The sequence below is a fragment of the Candidatus Thiodiazotropha sp. CDECU1 genome, assembly GCF_963455295.1.
In the GTDB taxonomy this organism is placed as follows: domain Bacteria; phylum Pseudomonadota; class Gammaproteobacteria; order Chromatiales; family Chromatiaceae; genus Thiodiazotropha.
Genome location: NZ_OY734020.1, coordinates 3932731 through 3950988, shown reverse-complemented (window position 1 = coordinate 3950988; position 18258 = coordinate 3932731). Strand labels below are relative to the sequence as shown.

Sequence of the window (18258 nt, the reverse complement as noted above, 5' to 3'; positions counted from 1 at the left end):
GCGGATGTTGTATGTTGTTGTTTTATCGATTTATTTTGCTTAGCGGTTTACCGGCCAACCGGCACCTCCTATAATGCCCGGTTTATTTCACACCACCTGCCGGAATAACTGTTATGCGTGTAATCGAGGAAGCCCTCACATTCGACGATGTCCTACTGGTGCCGGCCCACTCTCTGGTACTCCCAAAAGATGTTGATCTGCGGACCAAGCTGACCCGCGGGATCAATCTAAGTATCCCCCTGGTCTCTGCTGCCATGGACACGGTGACTGAATCCAGATTCGCCATCGCGCTGGCCCTGGAGGGGGGCATAGGTATAGTCCATAAGAACATGACCCCGGAGCAGCAGGCCGCTGAGGTAGCCAAGGTTAAAAAATATGAGAGCGGTGTCATTCGTGAACCGATCACGGTTGGGCCCTATGTGAGTATCGGTGAGGTGGTTGAACTCACCCGGGCGAGAAATATCTCCGGTGTGCCGGTGGTGGATGGCCAGGAGTTGGTCGGCATAGTCACGGGCAGGGATCTGCGATTCGAGCGAAAGATGGATGATCCGGTACGTAATATTATGACCAGGAAGGAGAACCTGGTTACTGTCAAGGAGGGTGCGAGTCGCGACGAGGTATTGCAACTACTGCACAAACACCGCATCGAGAAGGTGCTGGTGGTGGATGACGATTTTGCCCTGCGCGGCATGATTACCGCAAAGGATATTCAGAAGGCCAAGGACTACCCTGGCGCTTGTCGCGATGAGCATGAGCGTCTCCGGGTGGGTGCCGCTGTGGGTGTCGGGGCCGGTACGGAGGAGCGGGTGGATGCACTGGTCAAGGCCGGTGTCGATGTGGTGGTTGTGGATACCGCCCATGGCCACTCCCAGGGTGTCCTGGATCGGGTTGCCTGGGTGAAGAAACGCTATCCCGATGTACAGGTGATCGGCGGTAATATCGCCACAGGCGAGGCGGCCAAGGACCTGGTCAAGGCCGGCGCGGATGCGGTCAAGGTGGGGATCGGTCCCGGTTCCATCTGTACCACGCGCATCGTTGCCGGTGTGGGTGTGCCACAGGTGACTGCGGTAACCAATGTGGCCAAGGCATTGCAGGGGACTGACGTGCCCTTGATCGCCGACGGTGGCTTGCGGTATTCCGGGGATATAGCCAAGGTGCTGGCCGCAGGTGCCTACTCGGTAATGATCGGTGGTATGTTCGCCGGCACCGATGAGTCCCCGGGCGAGGTGGAGATCTATCAGGGTCGCTCCTATAAATCCTATCGGGGTATGGGTTCCCTGGGCGCCATGTCCGGAAAGGACGGTTCCAGTGACCGCTACTTCCAGGAGACCAACGAGAAAGAGAAGTTGGTACCTGAGGGTATCGAGGGTCGGGTACCCTATAAGGGACCTATGGTGGGTGTCATCTATCAGGTGATCGGCGGTATCCGCTCCAGCATGGGTTATACCGGTTGTGCCAATATCGACGAGATGCGCACCAAGCCGGTATTCGTGCGGGTCACCAATGCGGGCGTCACCGAATCCCATGTGCACGACGTCGCCATCACCAAAGAAGCCCCCAACTATCGGCGCGATTGACATGACCACTGATATCCATGCGCATCGGATCCTGATCCTCGATTTCGGATCCCAATACACCCAATTGATTGCCCGCCGTGTACGTGAAGCGGGAGTCTATTGTGAGATCTATCCCTACGACAATCCCGATCAGGGGCTCGCCGGCGTGAAGCCGGCCGGGATTATCCTCTCCGGGGGGCCGGAGACGGTAACCGCCAATGAGGCACCGGCGGCGCCAGCAGAGGTATTCGAGCTCGGGGTACCGGTGTTGGGCATCTGCTATGGCATGCAGACCATGGCGGCGCAACTGGGTGGACAGGTGGCCTCATCGGACAGGCATGAGTACGGTTATGCCCAGGTGCGTGCCCGCGGACACTCCCAACTGCTCAAGGATATCGAAGACCATACCAGTAAAGAGGGGTATGGCTTGCTGGATGTGTGGATGAGCCACGGCGATCGTGTGGAGTCGCTTCCCGCGGGATTCAAGGTGATATGCGAAACGGAGAATGCCCCCATCGCCGGTATCGCCGATGAGTCACGACACTACTACGGTCTGCAGTTTCATCCCGAAGTCACCCATACCCGTCAGGGAAAACGTATCGTCGAGCGATTTCTGTTCGAGATCTGCGGCTGCGAGGTATTGTGGACGCCAGGCAAGATTATCGAGGATACGATCAGCCATGTACGTGAACAGGTCGGCGACAAACAGGTCGTGCTTGGCCTCTCCGGTGGTGTCGATTCCTCCGTGGTGGCGGCGATGCTGCATCGTGCCATCGGTGATCAGCTGACTTGCGTATTCGTGGATAACGGTCTGTTGCGCCTCAATGAGGGTGATCAGGTGATGGCAACCTTTGCCGAACACATGGGCGTCAAGGTGGTCCGGGTGGATGCGGAGGATCGTTTTCTCAAGGCCTTGAGCGGGGTTGCGGATCCGGAACAGAAGCGCAAGATTATCGGCAACCTGTTCATCGATATCTTCGAGGAGGAGGCAGGCAAGCTGGATAATGTCTCCTTTCTCGCCCAGGGCACCATCTATCCCGATGTGATCGAGTCGGCGGGTGCCAAGTCGGGCAAGGCCCACGTCATCAAGTCCCACCACAACGTGGGTGGGTTACCCGAGTATATGAAACTGGAGTTGGTGGAGCCCCTGCGCGAACTGTTCAAGGACGAGGTGCGCAAGATCGGCGTCGAGCTGGGCCTCCCCTACGAGATGATCTACCGCCACCCCTTTCCCGGCCCCGGCCTCGGGGTGCGTATTCTGGGTGAGGTCACCAAGGAGTATGCCGACCTGTTGCGTCAGGCCGACCACATCTACATCCAAGAGCTCTACAAGCACAATCTCTACGACGAGGTCAGCCAGGCCTTTGCCGTGTTCCTGCCGGTCAAGTCTGTCGGTGTGGTGGGTGATGCCCGTCGTTATGAATATGTGGTTTCCCTGCGCGCCGTCAAGACAGTGGACTTCATGACCGCCAAGTTTGCCCACCTGCCGTTCGAGTTTCTGGAAGAGGTATCGAGACGAATCATCAACGAAGTGACCGGTATCTCCCGGGTGGCCTACGATATATCCAGCAAGCCGCCTGCCACTATCGAGTGGGAGTGACCGGCACTCACAGGCAATCTCTGGTACTGGCTGGCACGTGCGAGCAGACTCTTCGGGTATGTTGATTCTGCTTCGCAAGCCTGGGTTGCCCGATTCTGGCCTGGTTTTTCCACCGGTATTAAAAACAATTGTTCTTTGACCGGTTTTTTTACATGACTCAGGCAATATTGAGTGGTTCCGGCAGTTAAGGAATTACAGCCACAGGTCCGCAAGATAAAGATAGCTATTCGGTCACAAAGGGAGCGCTTTGGTAACAAAGCCTGAGCCGCATCGATCTCCTGTAGTCGATCAAGAAAGATGACTTCCCTGCTCTGTACCATGCATTTCGCATGCGCCAGTGCAGTAGGTGGCGCAGGCGACAGGAGGATATCATGAATACCAGAGCATCCCATCCCGCAACAGCAGAACTCCAGCATTTCAATACGCATCCTGTGAAAGCGATGGCGCGCGACAAGCAACAGAGTCGTGTATTGCACTAGCCCCGGTTCCGCATCATGAAGACCGACCCGATCAGCGGTCGCGATGTTGAAGATTGCATGAACCATTGTTCTTTGCTGGACGGCAATCTGACGATCTATCTCGAAACCGAAGAAAATTGCCTGGCGTACAAGGCCATTCCCTTCGATCATCCTAACCTGCATCTGCCATTTCCCGCTGCCGAGGATGATGACCGTGGCGGCTGATGGACTCGAAGTGTTCGTCAAAGTTAGATAATACAGTCGGGTTTTTTGCAGATACGTTGAAGACGAAAAGTATCCTTGAGAATTACGGGGCTTATACGAATACTCCCGCCTTTTGATCCGGCTGGTCGGGCCTTACCGGCACCACACCAGGAGACTGCTGCACCTTACGGGGCCTGAGGTATCTTCCGTTTCCGGTAGAAATGCATTATCGGCCGCACGGACATGCCGTGTAGCACGATGGAGACGGTTACCGCCGCCAGCGTGATGGCGACGATCGGTTCCACCAAGGGTTGGGGCAGGCCATGATTAATGGCGTACATCAAGTAGTAGATCGAGCCGATGCCGCGGATGCCGAACCAAGCCATCATGAAGCGCTGATCCCCTGAGATTGGCGCACCGAGCAGGCCCAGCCATACAGATATGGGGCGAATCACCAGGAACAGCGTTGCCAACAATCCCAATGCGGCGATAGGAAGATGGGCAAATGGTAGCAGCGCTCCTACCAGCAGCACTACGGCCAATTCGCCGATTCTCTCCATCTGTTCGTTGAAGCCTCGCACTGCCTGCATCATGTAGGCGCTGGCGTGATCGGCATGGATGGCATGGGCGATGGGTTCGTTATCAACCTCTCCTTGTGGATGTTTGGTGTTGAATACATGAATCACCCCGGATTGCTCCTTCACCCGTTGTAGAGCCAGGCCCGCGGCGAATACGGCTAGAAAACCGTAGGCGTGGGCGAGCACAGCGACCCCATAGGCGAGGGCGATGAGCCCCAGGGCGAGAAACTCGTCCAGTCCAACGGACTCCTGGTGACGGGTCCTAAGATAGACCACCAGCTTGCCGATGAATGCACCGAGAACTCCACCAATCAGGAGGCCACCGGTGGTAGCCCAGACCACGTCAATCGCCAGCCAACGCAAATCCCCCGGATCCAAGGTTGTGTAGACCCAGCAGACCCAAACCCAGCATCACGAAGGGAAACGCAGTACCGTCGTTAAGTCCACCTTCGCCGGTCAGGCTAAAGCGCAGGCGGTCGCGATCACCCGACGATTTGACCTGGACGGCCGATGCCAGCACCGGGTCGGTGGGCGCGAGAATCGCGCCTAGCAGAACGGCCGCACCTAGTGGAAGGTCGAGTAGCAGAGCGCCAGTCACTGCTATCAGCGCAACGGTGAGGGTCATTGAGACAAAGGCAAGGCGTAGCGGCAACAGCCAGTGCCGGTTCGACAGAGGCAGACCCAGCTTCAGGCCAACTGAAAACAGCGAGATTAGCACCGCTACCTCGGTCGCCCGTTCCAGGAAGGCGGCGTGGTTCAGAGGATTGAGCGTCAATACTCCCCATCCGGCTGGGCCCAGGATGAATCCGGCCGCCAAATAAAGCATGGCGGTACTCAGGGGTAACCTTTTCAGCAGCGTACCCGATAATACCATGGCGATCAGTAACACACCGAGGATAATAGCCCAAGCCGCGAAAGTCATGGCTGGTGTACCTTAAGCCCTTCGTTACTGCAGGCCATAAGGTCCCGTCTGGATTCTTGGTTTCATACTCACAATGTCCTTATGAATGATGGGAACAGAACTGCGGTTACTGGTATGTAAATTTTGTGGTGCAAGTATCCGGCTACAAGCCTGGTCAGGTAGCTAAAGAAGATTAACTCATTTGATCTGGCAATTGCATATTTCCTCTGTGCTGGAGTATTTGAAAAGCTTCAGGCATCAGGAATCAAAGTATTTATCCGGGTACTGAGTAGTTCGTGGACAAAATATTGGCTCGATTAGAGCCCTTTAGGGTGGGGTTTTGGAATAAGAATAAACAAACCCATATTATTTATTTATGCTACCATTAGCGCGATAAATAGTTGCCAAATCCACCCAACCCAGGCATTTCTTTTTGCCGGATAACAGAATATCCCGTGGTCCCACAGGACGGACTGGTCTCTCGATATTCAGTACTTAGTAAAACGTAGTCAGGACAACATTGGACAGACTCGATTGAACTGCTTTCAGTTGAATCGAGTTGCAGTGTGTGGCCTGAATGTATTCCATTAAATTATTTAGGATTGAATACCATGAGCAAAGGACAACACAGCAATAGAGAGATGAAGAAGAAACCGGCCATGACGCCAAAAGAAAAAAAGGCGGCAAAGAAAATAAAGAAAGAACAGCAAGAGTCTACTGGCTTATTCAATAATAGCAGGCAGCCTTAACAGGTGGGCATCTGGTTTGAAAAATATGCTTGAAACCATTTCAAACCAGATCAAGGAAAAATCAATAAGTATCAAAGCGTTTTTATCGGGTGCGCACAGGCGGAGTACACTGAGCAACGATGCGGATACCCGATTGTTGCGCGCTGAGTTGTTCAGCATCGAGCAACTGAATCATCACGCGATAAAGCTTGCCGGCCAGCATAAAATCGATACGCGTCCGGGGCCGGACAGCTTGTTACCGCGGCTGATGGATAATGAGCATGTCCTGGTGGCGGCTTATGATGTTGTGGCAGTCGCAACCACACCAGGACAACGGATCGTGCCAGCAGAGGCCTGGTTGCTCGATAATTTCTATCTCATCGAGCAGCAGATTAGTCTGGCGCGTCGGCATCTGCCGCGCGGCTACAGCCGCCAGTTACCGCGACTCGCAGAGGGTCTGTCTGCCGGATTCCCTCGCATCTATGATCTGGCCTTGGCGTTGATTTCTCACATGGATGGCCTTGTCGACAACGACAACACCACCCAGTTCATCGCTGCCTATCAGAGTGCTGAACCGTTACAGCTGGGTGAACTGTGGGCATTTCCGATCATGCTGCAGTTGGCCTTGCTGGAAAATCTGCGTCGCGTTGCCTTGCGTGTCGCCCGTCGGCGCGAGGAGCGCGACGCCGCTATCGTCTGGGCAGACCGCATGCTCAAAACGGCTGAAGAGGAGCCGAAACTGCTTATCCAGCGACTGGCCGAGTTTGCCAATGCCGATGTACCACTGACCGCACCCTTTGTGGAGGAATTTTACGCTAGACTCCAGGCTCAGGGGCCAGCGATGGCGTTCGTTCAAACCTGGCTCGAGCAAAAACTGCTTGAACAAGGGGTGTCCGCAACGCAACTGTCGTCGGCGGCTGCCCGAACAGCCGCAACCAACCAGATATCGATTGCCAACAGTATTAGTAGCCTGCGTTTTATCGGCACCGTGGACTGGCGTGATTTCGTCGAATCGCTCAGCATCGTCGAACAGACATTGCGAGAAGACCCGACGGGAATGCATGCCATCCAGAACTTCGCCACCCGTGATCGTTACCGGCATGTGATTGAAGATGTGGCCAGGCGCTGTGAGCGCAGTGAGTTGAATGTTGCGCGCGAAGCCATTGCGCTTGCACAGGAAGCGGCAGAGTGTGTGGGTGCCAATGATCGCAGCGCGCATGTCGGATACTATCTGGTCGATCAGGGTCGGCAGCGTCTGGAGCAAACGGTCGACTGCAGTTTGTCGTGGAAGACGCGAGCAAGCCGGACGTTCCGAAATCTCCTTCTACCTCTTTACCTCAGCCCCATCCTGTTGCTCACCGCGCTGGCGACCAGTGTGGTGCTCTCTTCTTTCAGCGGTATCGCATTGGGTGACTGGCGCTACTGGTATTTTGCCATTTCCGGCCTCATCGGCGCCTCGGCGTTGGCTGTGCCGCTGGTAAACCTCATGGTTACGTCCATGCTGCCACCTCGCGCCTTACCTCGCTTGGATTTTTCGAAGGGGATTCCAGATCTCCATCGCACCATGGTGGTTGTCCCTACACTGCTGAGCAAGTCGCAAGAGGTTGATGATCTGCTCGAAGCCCTGGAGATCCGTTATCTTGGCAATCGCGATCCCAATCTCTTTTTTGCATTGCTGACGGATTTCCGTGACGCGCCTGAGTGTACCCAACCCGGTGACGATGCCTTGCTTGCCTATGCACGCACAGCACTGCAAACGCTCAATGAAACCTACAGTGAAGACCGTCCGTGCATCTTCTATCTTTTCCACCGGCCTCGACAGTGGAATGCCTATGAACAGGTATGGATGGGATATGAACGTAAGCGCGGCAAGCTGGAACAGTTCAATTCCCTGCTGCGCGGCGGAGCGCAAACGGCATTTTCGGATATTGTCGGCGATGTCTCCATCCTGGGTTCGATCCAGTATGTCATCACGTTGGACACCGACACGCAATTGCCCCGCGATGCGGCACGCACACTGATCGGTAACATGGCGCATCCGCTGAACCGGCCGGTCTACGATACCAACAGGAAACGTATTGTAAAAGGCTACGCGATCCTGCAGCCACGTGCCTCGATCAGTCTGACCAGTGCAGCCCTGTCGCGGTTTTCGAAATTGTTCGCGGGTGAGTCTGGCATCGATCCCTACACGCGAGAAGTATCCGATGTCTATCAGGATGTCTTCGGCGAAGGATCATTTGTCGGCAAGGGTATCTATGATGTGGATGCCTTTCGTCAGGCCGTTGATGGACGCTTTCCGGATAACCTCATTCTCAGTCATGATCTGTTGGAAAGCGGCTATGCGCGATCGGCGCTGATAACCGATGTCGATCTCATTGAAGAACACCCAGACAGCTACGCCGTCGATATCAGTCGGCGACATCGGTGGATACGTGGAGACTGGCAACTGGTCGGCTGGCTGCTGCCGACCGTGCCTGGAGCGGATCAATCAGAAGGAGCAAAGGCCAGGCGCCAACCGAATCCGCTTTCAGCCTTGTCGAGGTGGAAGCTTTTTGACAATCTTCGCCGCAGCCTGGTACCACCGGCACTGTTTGCCCTGCTGATCGGTGGTTGGCTGTTTGGCCCGGGGCCGTCGTGGTTCTGGAGCCTGCTGGTGGTGATGATGGTGTTTCTGGCCCCTTTGCTGTCCACCTTTTTCGAGTTCATCCGTAAGCCTGCTGAACGCGCCTGGCTGGTGCATCTGATGCAGACCGCCAGACCGCCAGATCGGCTGGTCGCCCAATGGCACACGATTTTCTGACCTTGATGCTGCTGCCCTACGAAACACTGATTAGCCTGGATGCGATCCTGCGTTCGGGTGTGCGTATGCTGTTCACCCGGCGTGGATTATTGCTCTGGCATACGAATTCGTACGCACGCCGTAACGCACGTCGCACACTGGCTGATTTTTTTTCGGAGATGTGGATCGCGCCGGGTGTGGCGCTGGTATCGGCTTTTACATTGAGTGGCGCTGCGTTGCTTCTGAGCGCCCCGGTATTGTTGCTGTGGCTGGTATCCCCCGCGATTGCCTGGTGGATCAGCCTGCCGCTGGTCTCCCCTGTACCCGATTTGAGCGCTGAACAACGCTCATTCCTAAGGCTGGCGGCCCGGCGCACATGGCGCTTTTTCGCAGATTTAGTCGGTCCGGAGGACAACTGGTTGCCGCCCGATAACTTCCAGGAATATCCGGCGCCCGTTATCGCTTCACGTACCTCGCCCACCAATATTGGCATGTCACTGTTGGCGGATCTGTCGGCCTACGATTTCGGTTATATCTGTGCCGGAGAATTCTTGCGGCGCGCCGAAAACACGCTGGCCACGATGGAAAAGCTGGAACGCTACCGCGGCCATTTCTATAACTGGTACGACACCCGCACCCTGAAACCGCTTCTTCCGCAATACGTCTCTTCGGTCGACAGTGGAAATCTGGCGGGCTGCCTGCTCACCTTGCAGGCGGGACTGGCCGAGCTGAAAGATCAGCCGGTGCTGTCTGGAAACGCATTTCAGGGATTACTGGATACCCTGCAGGTGCTGGTGGAGCAGCTTCCTTCATCATCAACGGCCGATCTGGCCAAGAAGGTCAAGTCGCTACAGGACGCACTCACGCCGAATGATCCGCCACGGACACTGGCCGATGCCGATCGCTTGCTAAATGAGATTCAGCGTATCGGGGGTGGGCTGGTAGCATGTCTGCCAGCAGATATTGATATTGACGGCGAACTCTATTACTGGGCGCAGGCATTCGATCAACAATTCCGTGCGCTTCGCGGTGACCTTGGCTACCTGGCACCCGAGCTGGAACAGTTCAGCACCATACCCACGCTGGCGGAGTTGGCCACGAAAGGTTCAGCTTATAAGGACGCGGTGGCGCGGCTCATAACCATCGACGATTTGGCGGGGCGTTGCCGTGAACTGGCGGTGATGGATTTTGCATTTCTCTACGACACAAGCAGTGGTTTGCTGAGTATCGGTTATGACGTGAGTGAACGCCGCCGCGACCCGGCCTGCTATGACCTTCTGGCATCGGAAGCGCGGCTGGCCAGTTTTCTGCTTATCGCACAGGGCCAGCTCCTGCAGAAGCATTGGTTTGCACTTGGCCGCCTGCTGACCAGCCATGGCGGCGATGTGAGCCTGATCTCGTGGAGCGGCTCGATGTTCGAGTACCTGATGCCGCAGCTGATCATGCCGAGTTACCACCACACCCTGCTGGACGAGACCTGCAAAGCCGCTGTGTCTCGCCAGATCGAATATGGCCGACAACGTGGCGTGCCCTGGGGGATTTCAGAGTCCTGCTACAACGCCACCGATATGAACCAGGTCTATCAATATCGGGCCTTCGGCGTGCCTGGTCTGGGCCTCAAGCGCGGGCTGGGAGAGGACCTGGTGATCGCGCCCTACGCCAGCGCACTGGCGCTGATGGTGATGCCGCAGGAAGCCTGCCGTAACCTGCAGACCCTGGCCGCCGATGGTTTTGTTGGTGCCTATGGCTTCTATGAGGCGGTCGATTACACGCCTTCACGTGTGCTGCGGGGCAAGAGTCACGCCATCGTGCGTGCCTTCATGGCGCATCATCAGGGCATGAGTCTGCTGGCCCTTGAGCATCTGTTGCTTAACCAGCCCATGCAGCGCCGATTCCTGTCTGATCCGCTGATACGGGCCACGGACCTGTTGCTGCAGGAGCGCGTACCGAAGAAGAGCGAAATCTTGCACCCGCACGCGGTAGAAGTGAGCGCCGCCGCCCGCCCGCCTGTGGCGGATACCGGCTCCATCATGCGTGTGTTTACCGACCCGAATACACCGGTACCGGAAGTTCACCTGCTGTCCAACGGCAGCTACCACGTGATGGCGACCCATGCGGGTGGCGGTTACAGCCACTGGCGCGACCTGGCCGTCACTCGTTGGCGCGAAGATGCCACTGCCGATGGCTGGGGCACCTTTATCTACCTGCGAGATCGTGATAGCGGGACGTTTTGGTCAACCGCGTATCAGCCAACACTGCGCCAGGCCGATCACTACGAGGCGATCTTCGTGCAGGCGCGGGCTGAATACCGGCGCCGTGATGAGGCCATCGAAGCGCATACCGAGATCAGTGTTTCGCCTGAAGACGACGTTGAGATCCGCCGTGTCACGCTCACCAACCTGTCGTCCCGCACTCGTCATATCGAGGTGACAAGTTACGCTGAAGTTGTGTTGGCCGCGTTGAATGCCGACTTGGCCCATCGTTCTTATAGCAATCTGTTCGTGCAGACTGAAATTCTGCCCGCGCGGCAGGCGATTCTCTGCACGCGCCGTCCACGCACGCCGGGTGAGCAGGTGCCGTGGATGTTTCACCTGTTGGCAGCACCTGGCGTCGTGTCCGATGAACCCTCTTATGAAACGGACCGCGCCAAATTCATTGGCCGGGGTCGAACGGCAGTCAACCCAGTGGTTTTGGATGGCAGAAATGCCTCGTCGACTTCGCCGATGCGGTTGTCGAACACGGATGGTTCGGTGCTCGATCCTATCGTGGCAATCCGCAGCACCATCAGCTTGTCAGCCGATGAATCGGTGAACGTGCAGATCATCTCCGGTGTGACGGACACGCGTGAGGCCGCATTGGCCTTGCTGGACAAGTATTGTGACCGGCACTTCGTGGAGCGAGCCTTTGAAATGGCATGGTTTCAAAGTCAGGAGGTACTGCGCCACCTCAACGCAAGTGAAGCCGATGCACAGCTCTATGGCCGCCTGGCCACCTCTCTTATCTATGCCAATGCCCTGCGCCGTGCGGCCCCCAGCGTGATTGCCCGCAATCAGCTTGGCCAGTCCGGGCTTTGGCGCTTTGGCGTCTCGGGTGATCTGCCCATCGTGCTGCTTCGCATAGGCGATCTGAACCGCATCGACCTGGTTAAACAGGTGCTGCAGGCACATGCCTATTGGCGGATGAAGGGTCTGACTGTGGATTTGGTCATCGTGAACGAGGATTTCTCAGGCTATCGGGCGGTACTGCAAGACCAGATTCTGGGGCTGATCAACGCAGGTCCCGAAGCACACATCATAGACAGGCCGGGCGGGGTGTTCGTGCGGCGCGCCGAAGAGCTTGCAGAAGAGGACCGGGTCCTGTTCCAGACGGTTGCCCGCGTCCTGTTCACCGACAGCGCCGAGACCCTGCTCGAGCAGGTGGAACGGCGCGCGGTGGCAGAGCGCTTGCCGAACCATCTGGTCCCTGCGCTGCAACCGGCAGCCGAACCGGGCCAGCCTCTGGCGCAACGGGAACGCATCTTCTGCAACGGACTGGGGGGGTTTACGCCCGATGGACACGAATACGTCATTACCCTTGAACCGGGGCAGAGTACGCCGGCACCCTGGGTCAATGTCATCGCCAGTCCGTACATTGGTACCGTCGTCAGTGAGGGCGGCAGCGCCTATACCTGGGTGGAAAACGCCCACGAGTTCCGTCTGACCACCTGGCACAATGATCCGCTGAGTGATTGCAGCGGTGAGACGATCTATATCCGTGACGAGGAAACAGGTGAGTTCTGGTCACCGACGCCTTTGCCTGCATGCGGCCGATCCGGCTATGTATGCCGACATGGCTTTGGCTACAGCGTGTTCGAGCATGATCAGGCGGGTATCTCGTCGGAGCTGTACACCTATGTCGCCATGGACGCGCCAGTGAAGTTTGTGGTGGTGAAACTGCACAACCATTCTGGCCGCCCGCGTCGACTGTCACTGACGGGCTATTGGGAACTGGTGCTCGGCGAGTGGCGACACGCGAACCAGATGCACGTTGTGACCGAAACAGACCCGCACAGCGGGGCGTTGTTTGCCCGTAATGCCTTCGGGCGTGATTGCGCCGATCGTGTGGTCTTTGCACAAGTCAGTGAACAAGAGCGAACGGTAACCGGAAATCGCACGGAATTCATCGGCCGCAATGGTGCATTGAGCCGCCCGGCGGCTTTGGGTCGTGAGCGTTTATCGGGCCGGACAGGCGCCGGTCTCGACCCCTGCGCCGCGATACAGACCCAGATCGAACTGGCTGTTGGGCAAGAGCGTGAAATTGTATTTACCTTCGGCGCGGCTAAGCATGCTGAAGAAGCGCATTATTTTATCCAACGCTTCAGGGGTCCGGCCGGCGCACGCCAGGCATTGGAAACGGTATGGGGATTCTGGAACCACACCCTTGGCGCGGTGCACGTAGAGACGCCGGATCCAGCATTGGACCTGTTGACCAACGGCTGGCTGATCTACCAGACGCTCTCCTCCCGGCTCTGGGGCCGCAGTGGCTATTATCAGTCCGGTGGCGCCTACGGTTTCCGTGATCAACTGCAGGACACCATGGCGCTGATCCATACCACACCGTGGCTCGCCCGTGAGCAGTTGATCCGTTGCGCCGAACGCCAGTTCATTCAGGGTGATGTGCAACACTGGTGGCACCCGCCCAACGGCCAGGGTGTGCGCACCCATTTCTCCGATGACTATTTGTGGCTGGCGTATGCCACCTGTCGTTATATATTGGCGACCGGTGACACCGGCGTGCTCGATGAATCCGTACACTTCCTGGAGGGGCGCGAGTTGAATCCGGGAGAAGAGGCCTACTACGATCACCCGCAACGTTCGAATGAGACGGCAAGCCTCTATGAACATTGTGTACGTGCGATCAAACATGGACTGCGTTTTGGTGTGCATCAACTGCCGCTGATGGGCTGCGGCGACTGGAACGACGGCATGAATCTCGTCGGTGGAGAAGGCAAGGGTGAAAGCGTTTGGCTGGCGTGGTTTCTATACGAAAACCTGCAACTGTTTGCGGGGTTGGCGCGTAGCCGGGACGATAAAGTCTTTGCCGAACTTTGCACCGAACAGGCCTCTCAACTGCGCGGTAATATTGAGGCCAGTGCTTGGGATGGCGATTGGTATCGACGGGCCTGGTTCGATGACGGCACCCCTCTGGGCTCTTCCGACAACGACGAGTGCCAAATCGATTCGATCAGTCAGAGTTGGGCGGTCATCTCAAACGGTGGTGATCCCGCGCGAGCCCGCCAGGCGATGGCGGCGGTGGACAAACGCCTGGTGCGACGCGATGCGCAGCTCATCCAACTGCTTGATCCGCCCTTTGATAAATCAGACCTTGAGCCGGGTTATATCAAGGGATACGTACCCGGTGTGCGCGAAAACGGTGGCCAATATACCCACGCCGCCATTTGGGCCACAACGGCATTTGCCATGCTGGGCGACAAGGAACGTGCGTGGGAACTGTTCGCCATGCTAAACCCCATCAATCGCGGCAGCCGACCGGAGGAGATCGAACGCTACAAGGTCGAGCCCTACGTCATGAGTGCGGATATTTATGGTGCAGCGCCACACACGGGGCGGGGCGGTTGGACCTGGTACACCGGCGCGGCGGGCTGGATGTACCGATTGAGCGTGGAAACACTTCTGGGCCTGCAGCTGGAGGGCGACCATCTGCGTATTGCACCCTGTGTCCCGGTCGATTGGGAGTCGTACAAGATTCATTATCGCTACCGCGACACCTACTACCATATCACCATCCAATGCGGTGGTGAAAAGTCAGATCACGTGACCCGTGTGACGATGGATGGCTTGGTGGTGAATGAGACCGGCCTGATACCCCTGCTGGATGATCGCCAGGAGCACTATATTGAGGTGACGCTGAGGTAGCGGCATGGATTCGCGCAGAAAACCGCAGGAACCAGAGAATCAGAAATACATGGCAGGTAATTTCGCCTGCCGGATTTGAATCAGGAAAAAAGCGGATATGAATGTGCATTCTATTAAACGAAGTATACCGGCAGGCAATGATGAAGCTTCACTTTCCTAACCCAAGCCGCTATTTTGATGAGAAAAGCAGCCGCATTCTGTTTTGGGGATATGACCGTACGATTGAGGTTTCTTTCTTTTTGGAGGCGGCTGCCCTCAAACGGCTCTCTCCCAAGATGAATAGTACCGAGACGGATTTATTGAAGGCATTCGATACTGCTCGGGAGAGGATCTGTGAGGTTGCGGATAAGGTCTATGAGCGTGGTGGAGCTGGTAAAGGAACCTATGCTTACGTCCTGGCTGCGGGAGATTTCTGAGGGCTGTGTCTTGTATGAGTTGCACTAGGAATTTGTCTGACTTGATGTGGTGGCTGATCAGATGGATACAGATCGGTAGAGTAATGTAGGGGTCGCCCAACTCCCTCGAGAACTTATTGATCAATGGTACGCATCCTGTGCATTGAAGACGCTGGGGCGTGGTGTTGTTGCCCTATTATAATAGCATTGGTTCTATGCAACCCCCCTTAGTAACTTCCTTTCTATGGGGGTTTGGGAAACGCCAGTGGGTGTTCAGGTAGGCTCGTTTGAATTCACTCTTCCTCTGTACGAGTAACCATGGCAAAGTGGGGCAGTGGCTACAAGGCCAGGGGTGCCGATGCACCGCGAACGCCCTCCGAACTGCGAGCGTCGATGACATGGGTGCAGAGGCTCAAGTGCGTGTTCAATATTGACATCGAGACTTGCGGTGCCTGCGTCGCCGCCATGAAAGTCATCGCCTGCATTGAAGATCCGGCGGTGATCAAGCAGATCCTCGATTATCTGAAGCACAAAGCCGAAACCGGCGGATCCAGAGCACTACCCGAAAGCCGGACGCCACCAGTTGGACTGCACGATGGGCTGTTTGACTGACAGCCCGAAAATCAAAAGTTCCAACCAGGATGCTGCGCTCACGCCACTGCGGCAGGGATTCGCCGTGCCGAAAGTCGGAAATGGATGGAGCCGCTTGTGGGAGTGGAGGGTAAGTTTTCAGTGTTGCTGGCTCCCTGTCAGCCGTATTCGGAGTGGATTGCATGGTTGTCAAAAGAGTCAACAGCAGTCAGAAGCTGTTGGACGTGTGTAAAAAGGGTGTTTATTCTTTCGCGTATACTTTTTTGAGTATTTTGCAGGATTTTCTGAGCATGGTATTTTTCAAGGTATTATCAATTAACGGGAAAATAAGTCGTTGAAAATAAAAGCTAAAAAAGGCTTATTTACAATAGAATGGGAGTGACAGGAACTGGCGGGCACTGGCTGGCAACTGCGGGCAACAAGCATTTATCTATGCAGATAGAGAACAATATGAGAACATCGAGCGCTCCATGGAATGGAGAACGATATGCTTCAAGCCGCGATCACGACCGGTCGCCACACAGCCCCTCTTATAAACGGCACCGGCCGGAACAGACCCTCCTATACCAGATCATTGAACAATGCTACCCGGAGTTCAGGGATGTGATGGCTATGCAGGGCAAGTCGTTGCCCCTGCATGTGCAACAGGAATTTGCCGATTACCTCAAATGCGGGCGGTTGGAACACGGATTCCTGCGGGTGCAATGCACCCACTGTCATCATGAACACCTGGTGGCATTCAGTTGCAAGCGCCGTGGATTTTGCCCCAGCCGTGGCGCCAGACGCATGGCCGAAAGCGCAGCGCTGCTGGTCGATGAGGTATTACCGAAGCAACCGATACGCCAGTGGGTGCTGAGCTTCCCATTTCAATTACGGTTCCTGTTCGCCAGCCGTCCGCAACTGATGGGGCGGGTACTGGGGATCGTTTACAGGGCCATATCGTCCCATCTTATTAAGAAGTAGGGATTCACTCGAAAAACCGCGCAGACTGGTGCGGTGACGCTGATCCAAAGATTCGGCAGTGCGCTCAATTTGAACGTGCATTTCCACATGCGCACCCAACCAGCAGGAATTGACAGAGCTGGTGCATACGATCAGCCATCGGGTTGCCGGGTTTCACACTTCTCTACACGGCACAGCAACAGAAGGATAGGCCGCCTGGCGGCCTGTTGCCTGAACTAAGCCGGAAGGACGGGAAGGCAGTGGAAGCGGGCGGATTCAACCGAAAATCCAGTAGATTGAATAGATTGAGGACGGATAGACGGATGATTCAGGCATATCCAGGCCCTAGTTATCTGCCTTGATATACATGGGTGATAGCGGTTATTCTCCTTATACTTTTATATAGATAAGCCGGGATTATTGTACATCACCCCCCCGATTGGTGAATATCGATCGTGCGCCCCCACCAATTTGGCAGAAAAAAATACACAGAGCCTCTTCGTCTAGTGAAGCATATTGAAGCACGGTTTCCTTCCCGCTTCTGAAAGAAGACTGCAATTTGTAATCTCGCCGAGGGTGACTGTGTGATCACTCATTACTTTCGTAACAATCGCTTAGAATTGACGGAGAGGACAGATGGCAGTTAGATGAAACGCTTCAATAAAGCAGCCCTTCCAAAGTAGCCGCCAGCTCTTTTGGTTCGAATTTCGGAACATACGCATCAGCACCCACGCCCTTGCCCAGGCATTGATTAGCCTCAGCGGTCAAAGATGAGTGCATTACTACCGGTATATCCTTAAACCTATCATCGCTTTTAATTTTTCTCGTTAAGACATAGCCGTCCATTTCAGGCATCTCGACATCTGTCAGGATGAAATTTACTGTGTCAGTTATCATCACACCATCTGCGTCTGATTTCTCCGCTAGCTCGTTTAACTTATCCCAAGCTTCTGCACCGTTTCTAACGCCTATGTGCAGAATACCCATGCGATCAAGTGTACGTTTAATTTGGCTTCTTGCCACACTTGAATCATCGGCAAATAAGACAGTTATGCTGCTGCGACCCTTATGAGGCTCAATACCACTATATATATTTTGGTCTTCGTAAAAGCCGGCAGTTTCAGCGAGTATTTTCTCCACGTCCATAATCATGACCAGACGCTTATCCTGTAACTCAGAGACAGCGGTTACAAGACCACTCATCTGACTTGTAATCATTGAAGGAGGCGCTTTGACGTCATCCCAGTTCAAACGCTCTATTGTGTCCACTGCGTGAACTAGAAAACCTTGTACATGCTTATTGTACTCTGTGATCATGAGGATATTAGGCTGTTCTTCAGCCTGAAGATTACAGAACTCTGAGAGGTTGATTACTGGCACCATACTGCCTCTCAAGCTCACCATACCCTCTACTGCCTTCGGCATATCAGGGGCTTGCGTTATCTCAGGTATATGCATAACTTCCCTGACCTTAAACACATTGATACCAAAAACTTCCTCACGCCCGCTTGTTACATTTTTACCCAAGCTGAACAATAAGACCTCCAACCTATTAGTTCCAGCAAGCTGAGTTCTCGCATCAATAGATTGCATAAGCTTTGACATATCTCC

8 protein-coding genes and 3 pseudogenes are annotated in these 18258 nt (G+C 55.3%); 8 read left to right on the top strand and 3 right to left on the bottom strand.

Annotation, left to right across the window (positions count from 1 at the left end):
• Positions 1–113 precede the first annotated feature (113 nt).
• The 3 genes from guaB (at position 114) to R2K28_RS18020 (ending at position 3839) form a co-directional block, all read left to right on the top strand.
• Entirely contained in the window at positions 114–1577 is a 1464-nt protein-coding gene (gene guaB / locus R2K28_RS18030; protein ID WP_116448526.1) for an IMP dehydrogenase, read from the top strand.
• A gap of 1 nt (position 1578) precedes the next feature.
• Positions 1579–3156, top strand: a complete 1578-nt coding sequence (guaA, locus tag R2K28_RS18025) for a glutamine-hydrolyzing GMP synthase (protein ID WP_316366643.1) — start codon at positions 1579–1581, stop codon at positions 3154–3156.
• A gap of 494 nt (positions 3157–3650) precedes the next feature.
• The gene (locus tag R2K28_RS18020; RefSeq protein ID WP_316366641.1) at positions 3651–3839 is read left to right on the top strand and encodes a hypothetical protein; all 189 of its coding nucleotides are present in this window, start codon (positions 3651–3653) and stop codon (positions 3837–3839) included.
• A 164-nt stretch (positions 3840–4003) separates the two neighbouring features.
• On the opposite strand, the gene R2K28_RS18015 is transcribed toward R2K28_RS18020, so the two are convergent.
• Together R2K28_RS18015 and R2K28_RS18010 are read right to left on the bottom strand one after the other, a co-directional pair.
• Positions 4004–4759, bottom strand: a complete 756-nt coding sequence (locus tag R2K28_RS18015; protein ID WP_316366639.1) for a cation:proton antiporter domain-containing protein — start codon at positions 4757–4759, stop codon at positions 4004–4006.
• Positions 4740–5318, bottom strand: coding sequence for a cation:proton antiporter domain-containing protein (locus R2K28_RS18010; RefSeq protein WP_316366638.1), 579 nt, complete (start codon positions 5316–5318; stop codon positions 4740–4742). Before R2K28_RS18010 ends, R2K28_RS18015 begins: the two co-directional genes overlap by 20 nt.
• A 590-nt stretch (positions 5319–5908) precedes the next feature.
• On the opposite strand from R2K28_RS18010, the gene R2K28_RS18005 reads away from it, so the two are divergent.
• From R2K28_RS18005 to R2K28_RS17980, 5 genes and pseudogenes are all read left to right on the top strand, one after another.
• Positions 5909–6046 (top strand): hypothetical protein, encoded by a 138-nt coding sequence (locus R2K28_RS18005; protein ID WP_316366637.1) that lies wholly within the window; start codon positions 5909–5911, stop codon positions 6044–6046.
• Between the two features lie 133 nt (positions 6047–6179).
• A pseudogene (locus R2K28_RS17995) lies at positions 6180–14719 on the top strand (GH36-type glycosyl hydrolase domain-containing protein).
• Between the two features lie 101 nt (positions 14720–14820).
• Positions 14821–15135, top strand: coding sequence for a DUF1488 domain-containing protein (locus tag R2K28_RS17990; RefSeq protein WP_316366633.1), 315 nt, complete (start codon positions 14821–14823; stop codon positions 15133–15135).
• Between the two features lie 291 nt (positions 15136–15426).
• Positions 15427–15726: pseudogene (locus R2K28_RS17985) on the top strand (IS91 family transposase); the annotation flags it as partial.
• Between the two features lie 429 nt (positions 15727–16155).
• Positions 16156–16816, top strand: a pseudogene (locus tag R2K28_RS17980) (transposase zinc-binding domain-containing protein); the annotation flags it as partial.
• Between the two features lie 488 nt (positions 16817–17304).
• Here the strand turns inward: R2K28_RS17980 and R2K28_RS17975 are convergent.
• A complete protein-coding gene (locus R2K28_RS17975) occupies positions 17305–18252 on the bottom strand; it encodes a chemotaxis protein (RefSeq protein ID WP_316366631.1) in 948 nt (315 codons plus the stop codon).
• Between the last annotated feature and the right edge of the window lie 6 nt (positions 18253–18258).

Coding starts and splice junctions, on each gene's coding strand:
- guaB (WP_116448526.1), top strand. CDS start 114: ATGCGTGTAATCGAGGAAGCCCTCACATTCGACGATGTCCTACTGGTG.
- guaA (WP_316366643.1), top strand. CDS start 1,579: ATGACCACTGATATCCATGCGCATCGGATCCTGATCCTCGATTTCGGA.
- R2K28_RS18020 (WP_316366641.1), top strand. CDS start 3,651: ATGAAGACCGACCCGATCAGCGGTCGCGATGTTGAAGATTGCATGAAC.
- R2K28_RS18010 (WP_316366638.1), bottom strand. CDS start 5,318: ATGACTTTCGCGGCTTGGGCTATTATCCTCGGTGTGTTACTGATCGCC.
- R2K28_RS18005 (WP_316366637.1), top strand. CDS start 5,909: ATGAGCAAAGGACAACACAGCAATAGAGAGATGAAGAAGAAACCGGCC.
- R2K28_RS17990 (WP_316366633.1), top strand. CDS start 14,821: ATGTGCATTCTATTAAACGAAGTATACCGGCAGGCAATGATGAAGCTT.
- R2K28_RS17975 (WP_316366631.1), bottom strand. CDS start 18,252: ATGTCAAAGCTTATGCAATCTATTGATGCGAGAACTCAGCTTGCTGGA.